General features: G+C 45.5%; 10 protein-coding genes, 1 rRNA gene and 1 pseudogene. 3 read left to right on the top strand and 9 right to left on the bottom strand.

Annotation, left to right across the window (positions count from 1 at the left end):
• Positions 1 to 281: 281 nt before the first annotated feature.
• The 8 genes from KHO06_RS14970 to dusA all read right to left on the bottom strand — a co-directional run bounded on the left by KHO06_RS14970 (position 282) and on the right by dusA (position 9,451).
• Positions 282 to 1,834 (bottom strand): 16S ribosomal RNA (locus tag KHO06_RS14970).
• A 611-nt stretch (positions 1,835 to 2,445) separates the two neighbouring features.
• Complete coding sequence (locus KHO06_RS14975) at positions 2,446 to 3,225, bottom strand: phosphoadenylyl-sulfate reductase (protein ID WP_212581823.1); 780 nt, start codon at positions 3,223 to 3,225, stop codon at positions 2,446 to 2,448.
• Positions 3,218 to 4,954: an assimilatory sulfite reductase (NADPH) hemoprotein subunit gene (gene cysI, locus KHO06_RS14980; protein ID WP_212581824.1), complete on the bottom strand. Its 1,737-nt coding sequence runs from the start codon at positions 4,952 to 4,954 to the stop codon at positions 3,218 to 3,220. The genes KHO06_RS14975 and cysI overlap by 8 nt, the downstream gene beginning before the upstream one ends.
• Positions 4,954 to 6,828 (bottom strand): assimilatory sulfite reductase (NADPH) flavoprotein subunit, encoded by a 1,875-nt coding sequence (locus tag KHO06_RS14985; protein ID WP_212581825.1) that lies wholly within the window; start codon positions 6,826 to 6,828, stop codon positions 4,954 to 4,956. Before KHO06_RS14985 ends, cysI begins: the two co-directional genes overlap by 1 nt.
• Positions 6,829 to 6,945: 117 nt before the next feature.
• On the bottom strand, positions 6,946 to 7,176 hold the full coding sequence (locus KHO06_RS14990) for a hypothetical protein (RefSeq protein WP_005451530.1): 231 nt from the start codon (positions 7,174 to 7,176) through the stop codon (positions 6,946 to 6,948).
• A gap of 149 nt (positions 7,177 to 7,325) precedes the next feature.
• Positions 7,326 to 7,991: a TIGR04219 family outer membrane beta-barrel protein gene (locus tag KHO06_RS14995; protein ID WP_005536440.1), complete on the bottom strand. Its 666-nt coding sequence runs from the start codon at positions 7,989 to 7,991 to the stop codon at positions 7,326 to 7,328.
• A 100-nt stretch (positions 7,992 to 8,091) separates the two neighbouring features.
• A complete protein-coding gene (gene pspG, locus KHO06_RS15000; protein WP_005451528.1) occupies positions 8,092 to 8,307 on the bottom strand; it encodes an envelope stress response protein PspG in 216 nt (71 codons plus the stop codon).
• 163 nt (positions 8,308 to 8,470) lie between these two features.
• Positions 8,471 to 9,451 carry a tRNA dihydrouridine(20/20a) synthase DusA gene (dusA, locus tag KHO06_RS15005; protein WP_182053764.1) on the bottom strand — a complete coding sequence of 327 codons (981 nt, stop codon included), beginning with the start codon at positions 9,449 to 9,451 and terminating at the stop codon, positions 8,471 to 8,473.
• A 285-nt stretch (positions 9,452 to 9,736) separates the two neighbouring features.
• Here dusA and zur point away from each other — a divergent pair, with 285 nt between their 5' ends.
• Positions 9,737 to 10,192: a zinc uptake transcriptional repressor Zur gene (gene zur / locus KHO06_RS15010; RefSeq protein WP_005536446.1), complete on the top strand. Its 456-nt coding sequence runs from the start codon at positions 9,737 to 9,739 to the stop codon at positions 10,190 to 10,192.
• A gap of 18 nt (positions 10,193 to 10,210) precedes the next feature.
• Positions 10,211 to 10,671, top strand: a pseudogene (locus tag KHO06_RS15015) (chemotaxis protein CheX).
• 101 nt (positions 10,672 to 10,772) lie between these two features.
• On the opposite strand, the gene pgi reads toward KHO06_RS15015, so the two are convergent.
• Positions 10,773 to 12,425 (bottom strand): glucose-6-phosphate isomerase, encoded by a 1,653-nt coding sequence (gene pgi / locus KHO06_RS15020; RefSeq protein ID WP_011999039.1) that lies wholly within the window; start codon positions 12,423 to 12,425, stop codon positions 10,773 to 10,775.
• Between the two features lie 306 nt (positions 12,426 to 12,731).
• On the opposite strand from pgi, the gene KHO06_RS15025 reads away from it, so the two are divergent.
• Complete coding sequence (locus KHO06_RS15025) at positions 12,732 to 13,151, top strand: secondary thiamine-phosphate synthase enzyme YjbQ (RefSeq protein ID WP_021017969.1); 420 nt, start codon at positions 12,732 to 12,734, stop codon at positions 13,149 to 13,151.
• The last annotated feature ends 38 nt before the right edge of the window (positions 13,152 to 13,189 follow it).

Genomic DNA, 13,189 nt, shown 5'->3' on the forward strand with positions numbered 1-13,189 from the left:
AGATAGCTTTCGATTTTGCCGGACTCAAATATGTTTTGCTTTCACAAAACCCAAGAACACTTGAATGTGTTGTTTGGAGTATTCAATTAAGAATACTTTGAGAACTTTACAAACAATCTCCTATCTATTTAAAGACAAGGATTGTTTTGTCAGCTTTCCAAATTGTTAAAGAGCTATGTTAGCTACAAGCTTTCGCTTGTGAACTATCAATCTGTGTGGACACTCATCATGACTCATTTGTCTTCACTTTTTAAAAGTGAAAGCAAACTATCCGTATCGTATAAGGAGGTGATCCAGCGCCAGGTTCCCCTAGCGCTACCTTGTTACGACTTCACCCCAGTCATGAACCACAAAGTGGTAAGCGTCCTCCCGAAGGTTAAACTACCTACTTCTTTTGCAGCCCACTCCCATGGTGTGACGGGCGGTGTGTACAAGGCCCGGGAACGTATTCACCGTGGCATTCTGATCCACGATTACTAGCGATTCCGACTTCACGGAGTCGAGTTGCAGACTCCGATCCGGACTACGACGCACTTTTTGGGATTCGCTCACTCTCGCAAGTTGGCCGCCCTCTGTATGCGCCATTGTAGCACGTGTGTAGCCCTACTCGTAAGGGCCATGATGACTTGACGTCGTCCCCACCTTCCTCCGGTTTATCACCGGCAGTCTCCCTGGAGTTCCCGACATTACTCGCTGGCAAACAAGGATAAGGGTTGCGCTCGTTGCGGGACTTAACCCAACATTTCACAACACGAGCTGACGACAGCCATGCAGCACCTGTCTCAGAGTTCCCGAAGGCACCAATCCATCTCTGGAAAGTTCTCTGGATGTCAAGAGTAGGTAAGGTTCTTCGCGTTGCATCGAATTAAACCACATGCTCCACCGCTTGTGCGGGCCCCCGTCAATTCATTTGAGTTTTAATCTTGCGACCGTACTCCCCAGGCGGTCTACTTAACGCGTTAGCTCCGAAAGCCACGGCTCAAGGCCACAACCTCCAAGTAGACATCGTTTACGGCGTGGACTACCAGGGTATCTAATCCTGTTTGCTCCCCACGCTTTCGCATCTGAGTGTCAGTATCTGTCCAGGGGGCCGCCTTCGCCACCGGTATTCCTTCAGATCTCTACGCATTTCACCGCTACACCTGAAATTCTACCCCCCTCTACAGTACTCTAGTCTGCCAGTTTCAAATGCAATTCCGAGGTTGAGCCCCGGGCTTTCACATCTGACTTAACAAACCACCTGCATGCGCTTTACGCCCAGTAATTCCGATTAACGCTCGCACCCTCCGTATTACCGCGGCTGCTGGCACGGAGTTAGCCGGTGCTTCTTCTGTCGCTAACGTCAAATAATGCAGCTATTAACTACACTACCTTCCTCACGACTGAAAGTGCTTTACAACCCGAAGGCCTTCTTCACACACGCGGCATGGCTGCATCAGGCTTGCGCCCATTGTGCAATATTCCCCACTGCTGCCTCCCGTAGGAGTCTGGACCGTGTCTCAGTTCCAGTGTGGCTGATCATCCTCTCAGACCAGCTAGGGATCGTCGCCTTGGTGAGCCCTTACCTCACCAACTAGCTAATCCCACCTAGGCATATCCTGACGCGAGAGGCCCGAAGGTCCCCCTCTTTGGCCCGTAGGCATTATGCGGTATTAGCCATCGTTTCCAATGGTTATCCCCCACATCAGGGCAATTTCCTAGGCATTACTCACCCGTCCGCCGCTCGACGCCGTTATCGTTCCCCGAAGGTTCAGATAACTCGTTTCCGCTCGACTTGCATGTGTTAGGCCTGCCGCCAGCGTTCAATCTGAGCCATGATCAAACTCTTCAATTTAAGATTTTGTTCGGCTCAATGAATACTGAACATTACATAAAGTAATGTTTGAATTGACTGTGCTGAATCTTTCGATTCAATGGTCACTTCGTTTCATTGAAACCTAATTTGATACCGAAGTATCTAATTGGATTATCATCAACGAGTGCCCACACAGATTGATAGGTTCTTATTTTTAAAGAGCTACTCTTCTTTGTGATTCACATCACTTCGGAAGAGGCGGCCATTCTAGCGAGATAATTTTCTGTGTCAAACACTTTTTGCTATTTATTTTATTTTTTAAAGTAAAAGCAATTAACTATTTCGTTTTTCTTTCTGACCTTGTCGACTTTGCTTTGAAGCCTTGTGAGCTCTGCCCTGTCGACAAGGACGCATTATAGAGATCGCGCTCACATTGGCAAGCGTTATTTTGCAAAAATTGCAAAAACAATGGTTAAACGATGAGTTTTCGATCAAACCTTTATTTATCCAACTTTACCCCAAGAAAGCAAACAACTTATCCACAGAGTTATCCTTTTTCACCCTCTTTTTCTTCCTCTATAAATAAAGAAAGCTGCTTTACAGCAGCTTTCTTTATTTACCCTGAACACGACTTTCGCCAGAGCTAGCATCTAAATGCCTGAGCCATCCTGCTCACTACCGTCGTCTTCATGTAATCCACACTCACGCTTTAAGCCAAAGAAACGGGTTTCTTCTTCTGACATACCCGGCTCCCACTTTCTACTGGTATGGGTATCTCCTACAGATAAGTAGCCTTGCTCCCAAAGAGGGTGATAACTCAAACCATGCTCTTCTAGGTAGTAGTGCACATCCTTATTAGTCCAGTCGATCACTGGTAAGAATTTAAATACGCCATTTTGAATCGACAAGATTGGTAGACCTGCACGAGATTGACTTTGCTCTCGACGCAAACCTGAAAACCAAGTACCGACGTTTTGCTCACGTAGAGCTCGTCGCATTGGCTCGACTTTGTTTATCTTGTTGTACTTTTCAATTCCCTCTATACCTTGTTCCCAAAGTTTTCCATAACGTGCTTCTTGCCAATTGGCACTTTCTTTTGCTCGGTACACTTTAAGGTTGAGGCTCAGTTGCGCTTTCAGCTGGTCGATAAATTGATAAGTCTCTGCAAATAGATAACCGGTGTCCGTTAGGATGATTGGAATGTCCGGCTTTTGTTGTGTCACGAGATGGAGCATCACTGCGGCTTGGATACCGAAACTGGAAGAGACTGCGAACTCCCCTTCCAAGTTCTCCAATGCCCACTTTACTCTCTCTTGTGCCGAAAGCTGTTCGAGCTCGACATTGATTTGAGCAAGACGGAGGATTTGCTCCGTCTTAGTTAATGTCAGTAACTCTGTTAGCTCCGGTTTGGACGCTACAGAATCAAGCATGGAAGTCCCTCTTTGATACGAACACTTCTTGGATAATGCCAGCTCGAATTGTGAAGTCACCAAATGCTTCGCCTTCTTCACGTTCAGCAGCCCAACGAGCCACCAGCTGATCAATCTCTTCTAAGATTTGCTTATCCGTAATGTTCTCTTTATACATCTTCGGTACTCGAGTACCACCGCGGTTACCACCTAGGTGTAAGTTGTATCGACCTGGTGCTTTACCAACTAAGCCGATTTCTGCCAGCATTGCTCGACCACAACCATTTGGACATCCTGTTACTCGCAGAATGATATTGTCTTCTTCAGGGATACCATGCTTTTCTAGAATACCTTCTACATCGGTTACGAACTGAGGAAGGAAGCGTTCTGCTTCTGCCATTGCTAATGGACATGTTGGGAACGCCACACACGCCATCGAGCTCTTACGCTGTTCACTTACGCCGTCATCCATTAAGCCATGTTCACGAGCAATCTTTTCGATCTTCGCTTTTTGGCTTTTTGGTACACCAGCAACAATCAGGTTTTGGTTTGCTGTCATACGGAAATCGCCTTTGTGGATTTTGGCAATTTCAGCAACGCCTGTCTTAAGTGGCTTACCTGGGAAATCTAATAGACGACCGTTTTCGATGAAAAGAGCTAGGTGATGCTTACCATCGATCCCTTCAACCCAACCGATACGGTCACCACGTTCCGTGAATTCGTAAGGACGGCTTTGCTCAAACTTAACACCGGCACGTTTTTCTACTTCCGCTTTAAACACATCACTACCGACACGATCTAATGTGTATTTGGTTTTCGCATTCTTACGATTAGAACGGTTACCCCAATCACGTTGAGTTGTTACTACAGCAGCAGCAACATCAAGTGTTTTCTCCAAGGGAATAAAACCAAAGTCATCCGCTCTACGTGGATAGGTTGAAGTATCGCCATGCGTCATCGCTAAACCGCCACCAACAAGTACGTTAAAACCAACCAACTTGCCGTTATCTGCAATCGCTACGAAGTTAAGATCGTTAGCGTGTACGTCTACGTCATTTTGCGGTGGGATAACCACTGTGGTTTTAAACTTACGTGGTAAGTAGTTCTTACCTAGAATCGGTTCGTCTTCTTCCGTGCTTTCTACTTTTTCACCGTCTAACCAAATCTCGGCATAAGCGCGTGTCTTCGGTAATAGATGCTCACTGATCTTCTTCGCCCATTCGTAAGCTTCTTGGTGTAGCTCCGACTCCACTGGGTTAGTGGTGCACAACACGTTACGGTTAACATCACCCGCAGTTGCAATCGAATCAATACCAATGCTGTTGAGCGTTTGGTGCATTAACTTGATATTTGGTTTTAGCACGCCATGGAACTGGAATGTTTGACGAGTAGTAAGACGAATACTTCCATATAGAGAGTGCTCGGTTGCAAACTTGTCGATCGCTAGCCATTGCTTTGGCGTAATGATGCCACCCGGCATACGCGCACGAAGCATGACATTGTGCAGCGGCTCCAACTTTTGTTTAGCACGCTCGTTACGGATATCGCGGTCATCTTGCTGGTACATTCCGTGAAAACGAATCAATTGGAAGTTGTCTGCAGTAAAGCCACCAGTAATGCGGTCTTGCAGATCTTGTTCAATCGTTCCACGCAGTAAATTACTTTCTCTTTTAAGACGCTCGTTATCCGAGAGTGGACCAAGCACCTCACCTAATACTTCTTGGCTGTTTGATTGTTGATTCGCGCTCATTAGTACACATCCCTTTGGTAACGTTTCGCTTTACGTAGATCGTTGATAAATGCTTCGGCTTCTTCACGAGATAGCTTGCCTTGTTGCTCGGCTACAAATACCAGCGCATCGTGAACATCTTTTGCCATACGAGTGGCATCACCACATACATAGATGTAGGCACCATCTTGAATCCATTGCCAAACTTGTTCAGCGTTTTCTAGGATGCGATGTTGAACATAAACCTTCTCTGCTTGGTCACGGCTAAACGCAACATCAAGGCGAGTCAGCAAACCTGACTTGAGGTACTTCTGCCATTCCACTTGGTAAAGGAAATCTTGAGTAAAGGTACGGTCACCAAAGAACAACCAGTTCTTGCCTTCCGCGTCACGGTTATCACGCTCCTGAATAAAGCTGCGGAAAGGCGCAATACCGGTACCAGGACCAACCATGATGATTGGAATGTTGTCATCTTGTGGCAGTTTGAAGTTATTGTTGTGCTCAACAAACACTTTCACTTCACCACCTTCTTCTAGACGTTGAGCGAGGAAACTCGATGCTCCGCCATAGCGCTTTTCATCACCTTTGTCGTATTCAACCAAGCCTACGGTTAGATGAACTTCTTCATCGACTTCCGTTTGACTCGAAGCGATAGAATATAGACGAGGTGTCAATCGACGAAGCAAACCAACCAATTCTTCTGCACTTAGCTTGGTCTTCTTCTCTGCAAGTACATCCACAACTTGCGTATTTGCAGCGTACTCACGAAGCTTGTCTTTATCTTCCACTAGCTTTTGTAGTTTCTTACTACCAGATAACTCTGCGAATTTAGTGACAAACTGAGGGTTTGATGCGGTGATTTCGTACTTGCTAACCAATGCACTGTGAATAGAGAGGCTTTCGCCATCCACTTCAACACTTTCTACACCAGAGAGACCAGCCTTAGCTAAGATAGCGTTGGCTAATTCTGAACTATTGTCGAACCAAACACCTAGCGCATCACCTGGCTGATAGGTCAAACCCGACTCTTCGAGATCAATCTCTACATGGCGAACGTCTTTACCTGAATCACGGCCCGTGATTTTCTGGCTAGTCAGTAATGTTGCGGTATATGGGTTTTGCTTGTTATAAGCAGAATGTCCTGGAGCGGCTTGACCAACAGGTAGTTGAACGACTTCTGCTTCATTACCTGAAGAAAGGGCTTCTTTTACTTGTTCAAGCGCTTGCTTACGCCATTCTGCAGCCGGCGCTTCATAATCCACATCACAATCAATGCGATCGATGAAGGCAGTTGCACCTAACTTAGACAAGTAAGTATCGAAGTCTTTGCCCGTTTGGCAGAAGAACTCGTAACTAGAATCACCCAGCGCAATCACGGCGTATTGCAGGTTTGGTAACTTTGGTGCTTTCTTAGATTGAAGGAACTCATGCAGTTCAATAGCATTATCCGGCGCTTCACCTTCACCGTTGGTCGACGCCACAATGATCACGTGGGTCTCTTTCGCAAGGTTCTTTCCTTTGTAATCGCTGGCATCAAACAGCTCTACAGCAATGCCTTCAGCTTTAGCTTCTTGCTCTAGTGCTTCAGCAACGCCTTTCGCGTTACCGGTTTGAGAAGCAAAAATGATGCTCAGTTTGCCTGCTGGCTTTGCAGCTACTGCAGCAGCCGCTTGTGCGATTGGTGTTGCAGCCGCCGCGCTTGGTTGGTTTTGAGCGAGTCCCCAGAAGTAACCGCTGACCCATGCAAGTTGCTGTGAAGACAACTCTGAGACAGTTTGCTGGAGTGAGTTAAATTGCTGGTCATTTAGTGGGCTTGCGATTGGTGGATTACCACCCTGCCCATTATTATCTTCCGACACTTTCTTGTGAGAATATTCATTCTGTTGAAAAGACATTGTCACGACATCCCTATTCATTGCGTGACGATAGATTAACCACTCTCTCTAATAACAAGAAAGAATAGAAGAGAATGTTTTATAACTTTTTGGAAGTAAGAACGCTGGACCTAGTGCTCAGCGATCCTCAATACGAACTTGTTGAAAGCCAACCGCCAACGCCGATTTTGATGCCGTATCGAGGTCATCATACAGGCACTCTTCCCCATGACTGTCTGTGAGACAAACAAACCCTCCACGGGCATGGCGAAACTCAACAACCCATCCTCCCTCTTGAATTGAAGGCTCGATGATGGCTTCTACTAGCTGGTTGTCACGAAATAGATGTCGTAATTCATTTATTGTCATCGCAATCCCTGCTCCAACTTTTCTACATTGCTCTCAATAAGCATGGTCGAAGACTGAAACTTGGGCGAGAAATTCGATTTAATATAATGAAGTGATATAAAAAAACGCCGCTTATAAAGCGACGTTTTAAAGAAATGAATGCAGCGTACTTAGAAAGAAAACTGAGCACCAACAAAGAAGCCGTCTGCAAAAATGAACTCTTTACCTAGGTTCGACAAGAATTCTTCAGACTCTAAATCAATCACACGGTAGCCACCACGGAATGTTAACTCAGACTCTTGGAAAGGAATTCGGTACTGAACACCAGCCATTAGGTCGGTACTCTTAATGCCTTTGTTATCGCCGAAGTTCATCTCACCAATCACATCAAAGTTTGTGTTTGGCACTGTGATTTCTGCATAGCCGTACCAAGCCCAAATCAGCTCATCAAAGTCTTCAGTGCGAGCATTAGTGCCTGCGTCTACATATTTTGTATCGCTCAAATTACTAAAGGTCAGACCCGCATCAAAATGCATCAAGTCGTGTTCAAGAATTTGGTAGTAAAGAGTGAGATCAAGTTTGTCGAAACCCATGTAATCCGCATCAACACTTGAGTAACGAAGGCGCGCATTGGGAACGTACTTTACGTCATGCTCTATCGCAGCGTAATAAGAACCCGTTGTGTCGCTATCTCTTCTTACTTCATTCACTTTGGTATCCGCTACCCAAACTTCCGCACCAACCTTGGTAGTGAAAGAAGACTCTTGCTCTGCAAAACAAGGGTTAGACGCTGCCAACGATAGTGTCGCTAAAGCGATGGTCGCTTTATATGTCATGTAATTTTTACTCCGAGATAGCTGATTTCAACATTAAGGGGCATGTGAGAAATACTAACATACTCTCACAGCCCGCCATCAACTAAATCTCTACAATCCGTTACTTATAACGAGGCTGAGCGACGAAGTTTTTAAAAAACCATATACCTAATGCAATGACTATCAACCAAGGCAATAGTTTTAATACTGCGCCCACCATACCCAACAAGAACATCACAACCAATGCGATACCTGTCGCGGCAAATACGGTCACCATGGTAATACCGGTTACCAACAGGGTTGCTGTGAAAACTAAAATAAAGATCAGCTCCAACATAATCACTTCTCCTTTGTTTTAGTTTTACTAGAGCAGGTTCCATACCAACTTACAAAAAACAGCATAAACCAATGATATTTAGACAAAAATAAAGCCAGAGGCATTTCCACACTCTGGCTTTATCATTTGTCAGTTGGTTATTTTCACCAACCACTGGTGAAATTTACACATTTAATTCTTTTGGGATCTTCGCTAGTGCGTCTTGCAGCACTTCTAGGCCAGAACCCGGTTTGTGCGCGTTTTCACTGATGTGACGACGCCATTGACGAGCACCCGGCATGCTTTGGAACAGACCCAGCATGTGGCGTGTGATGTGACCTAGGTAAGCCCCTTTTGCCAATTGCGCTTCAATGTATGGGTACATCTCTTCAACAATTTCGCTGCGCTTTTTCACTGGCGTGTTTGAACCGAACAGTTCTTGGTCAACAGATGCCAACAAATAAGGGCTTTGGTACGCTTCTCGACCGATCATCACGCCATCTAAGTGTTGTAGATGCTCTTTCGCTTCTTCCAGTGATTTCACGCCACCGTTGATCGCAATCGTTAAGTGTGAGAAATCTTTCTTCAGTTGGTAAGCGCGTGGGTAATCCAATGGTGGGATCTCACGGTTTTCTTTCGGGCTTAGACCACTTAACCATGCTTTACGTGCGTGGATAGTGAACTGCTCACAACCGCCTTTCTCAGAAACAATAGATACGAAATCGGTTAGGAACTCGTAAGAGTCTTGGTCATCGATGCCGATACGTGTTTTCACAGTAACAGGCACGTCTACCACGTCTTTCATCGCCGCAACGCAGTCGGCTACCAATTGAGGCTCTGCCATTAAACATGCACCGAAGCGACCATTTTGAACACGATCCGACGGACAACCCACGTTTAGGTTAATCTCATCGTAGCCACGCTCCTGTGCTAGCTTGGCACACGTTGCCAAATCTGCTGGGTTAGAACCACCAAGCTGAAGGGCTAACGGATGCTCTTCTTCGTTATAAGCCAGGAAATCCCCTTTTCCATGAATGATCGCGCCTGTAGTCACCATTTCGGTGTACAACAGGGTTTCTTTGGTCATTAAGCGATGGAAGTAGCGACAATGACGATCCGTCCAATCCAACATTGGTGCTACAGAGAGCCTGCAAGAATGAGTCATGATATAAACACCCGTTTTTACGTTGCCAAGATAGAGCGCGACGGTGCGCTCAAAAAATGAAGTCGGGTATTGTATACCCACTGTGCAGTGGATGCGAGTGTTGTGAGCTTACTTCCCAACTGGTGTATTTCGGCATTGGGATCTCGTTCTGTGATATCGGTTACTCTCTCTGATATACACCTGCTTGCTTTAATTCATGATTTTCGGTCTGATAGTGGGTAAAATGAAGTCTTTCTAAACGAAGTTCGTATAGAAATGGTTTATCATAAAGCACGTCCGATAGTTATGGTGAAAGATTTGGACCCAACAATCCTTGAACAAATTGAACATATCTGCGCAGAGCGCGGAGTAAGGTTGACGCCGCAACGCCGACGCGTTTTTGAGCTCATTTGTTCTAATCGCCGCGCCTCTAGTGCGTATGAGCTATTGGAGCAACTGAAAGAGAGTGAGCCACAGGCTAAACCACCGACGGTATACCGAGCATTAGATTTTCTTCTAGAACAAGGCTTTATTCATCGAGTGGAATCAAACAACAGCTTTATCACTTGCTGTTCGTTCAACACTCAACAGCACTTTTTCCAACTGCTAATTTGCGATAAATGTGGCGATGTCGTTGAACTTGAAGACGAGACGCTGATATCCTTGTTAGCCAATAACGCCGAGAAACATGGATTCAAACTGACGAATCACGTTATCGAAACCCATGGCGAGTGCCAGGCATGTTCCTCGGAGACGAAATAAGAAAGATAGAAGAACGTTATGCGCGCTGAATTTGTAAACCCGTTTTTGGCTTCTTTAATGAATGTGCTAAAAACCATGGCTTCGCTTGAATTGAAGCCACAAAACCGCGAATCAAGAAAGATGAGATCGCACGAGGTGACGTTTCTGGCCTTATTGGCATGGTTGGCCCACAAACTCGTGGCTCTATGTCGATTACCTTTGACGAAGCGTTAGCACTTGAAATCATGCAGAACATGCTTGGTGAACGTCCAAATGGACTGAACGAAGAAGTGACTGACATGGTGGGCGAAATCACGAATATGGTGACAGGCGGAGCGAAGCGCATTCTAGCGGAAAGTGGGTTTGATTTTGATATGGCAACACCGGTTGTGGTATCAGGTCGAGGTCATACCATTCGCCACAAGTGTGAAGGTTCAATCATCATCATGCCTTTCTCTTCACAGTGGGGAAATGCCTTCATCGAGATTTGCTTCGAATAATCGATAAGAAATAGGTTGGTCAGTGCCAACCTATTTTTGTTTCTGCCTCAGGCAATAAAAAAGGTCAGCGTTTGCTGACCTTTTCTTTTTCTATTCAAACATTAAGCTTTGAACGCTTTAAATGCATTGATTAGACCATTTGTCGAGCTGTCATGTGAGTTGATTTCTGACTCATCCGCTAGCTCAGGTAGGATTTGGTTTGCTAGCTGTTTACCTAGCTCAACGCCCCATTGGTCAAAGCTGAAGATGTTCCAGATAACGCCTTGAACAAAGATTTTGTGCTCGTACATTGCGATCAGGTTACCTAGTGTGCGAGGTGTGATTTGCTTAACTAGGATCGAGTTCGTTGGGCGGTTACCTTCAAATACTTTGAATGGTACTAGAGACGCCATTTCCTCTTCGCTCTTACCTGCTTTCGCAAATTCTGCTTTCACAGTTTCTGCAGACTTACCAAATGCCAGCGCTTCAGTTTGTGCAAAGAAGTTAGACATCAGTTTTTGGTGGTGGTCGCTTGCTGGATTGTGGCTGATTGCTGGTGCAATGAAGTCACATGGGATCAGCTTAGTGCCTTGGTGAATCAGCTGGTAAAACGCGTGCTGACCGTTAGTACCTGGTTCACCCCAGATGATAGGACCCGTTTGGTAAGTCACTGCGTTGCCTTCACGGTCTACGTACTTACCGTTAGATTCCATGTTACCTTGCTGGAAGTACGCCGCGAAACGGTGCATGTACTGGTCGTAAGGTAGGATTGCTTCAGACTCAGCGCCGTGGAAGTTGTTGTACCAAATACCGATCAGAGCAAGAATCACTGGGATGTTGCTTTCTAGATCTGTCGACACGAAGTGGTTATCCATCTCGTGAGCACCGTCTAGAAGCTCAATGAAGTTGTCGTAACCTACAGCCAGTGCAATTGAAAGACCGATTGCAGACCATAGTGAGTAACGACCACCAACCCAGTCCCAGAACTCAAACATGTTGTCTGTGTCGATACCAAACTCAGATACCGCAGGAGCATTAGTAGAAAGCGCTGCGAAGTGCTTAGCAACGTGTGCTTGATCGCCAGCAGTTGCTAGGAACCAATCACGTGCAGAGTGCGCGTTTGTCATAGTTTCTTGAGTCGTGAACGTCTTAGACGCGATCAAGAATAGCGTTGTCTCTGGGTCTACTTTCTTCAAAGTTTCAACGATGTGAGTACCATCAACGTTAGAAACGAAGTGCAGGTTTAGGTGGTTTTTGTATGGTGCTAGTGCTTCAGTCACCATGTAAGGACCAAGGTCAGAACCGCCGATACCGATGTTTACGATATCTGTGATTGCTTTGCCTGTGTAACCTTTCCACTCACCGCCGATTACGCGCTCAGTGAATGATTTGATTTTCTCAAGAACCGCGTTTACCGCAGGCATTACGTCTTCGCCGCCAACCATTACAGGCGTGTTCGAACGGTTACGTAGTGCAGTGTGAAGAACAGCGCGATCTTCTGTTTTGTTGATCGCTTCACCACTGAACATCGCTTCAATAGCTGACTTAAGCTCAGTCTCGTTCGCAAGAGCGAAAAGGTGCTTCAGAGTTTCCTCGTTGATTAGGTTCTTTGAGTAATCGACTAGGATGTCTGAGCCGAAGCGTGCAGAGTATTTGTCGAAACGCGCTGCGTCTTGAGCAAATAGCTCTTTCAGATCCATATCTTGTGCAGATTCGAAATGCGCAGTTAGCGCTTTCCAAGCTTGTGTTTGCGTTGGATTGATATTTTTCAACATGGTCTTTATCCCGATGTTACAGTAGGTTCCATTCCTGACAGTCTAGCGAAAACTGCGGAATCCCCGATTAAGCAAATAGAATATAAATGAGATGTTTGGGCAAATTGCCACAAAACAAGTCTTTGTAATTTTTTTTCAGTCGCCAATTATGACTGAGTGCCCTTTCACTCGCATTGAGTTAGGTCACGTTCCCTGTTTCGAATTTAAACAATTCATTTATGATGCTGGGAATCATATCATTTCGTAATGACAGGCTCTAATTGGATTAGGATAGACGCCAAACCAAATTTTTCCAAAGGAACGCATATGTGGGCACAAAAAACTCTACAATTAAAAGCGCGTAGCCGAGGCTTTCATCTAATCACTGATGAAATTGAACAACAATTACCGCAAATCCAATCGCTTTCAGTAGGTTTGTTACATTTATTCATTCAGCATACTTCTGCCAGTTTGACCTTGAATGAAAACGCGGACCCAACGGTGCGAATGGATATGGAAGCCCACTTCAATAAGTTTGTGCCTGAGCGTGCACCATATTACCAACACACTTATGAAGGCGATGATGATATGCCCGCACATATTAAAGCCTCTCTACTTGGCAGCAGTGTGACAATTCCTATCCAAAACGGTCAGTTAGCTTTAGGAACATGGCAGGGTATTTACTTAGGTGAACACCGAGATTACGGTGGCAGTCGTCGTATTATTGCCACCATCAACGGTGAATAGTTCAGATAAAACAAAGGCTAACTCACAAGGTTAGCCTT

The organism is Vibrio sp. B1FIG11 (genome assembly GCF_905175335.1).
In the GTDB taxonomy this organism is placed as follows: Bacteria; Pseudomonadota; Gammaproteobacteria; order Enterobacterales; family Vibrionaceae; genus Vibrio; species Vibrio campbellii.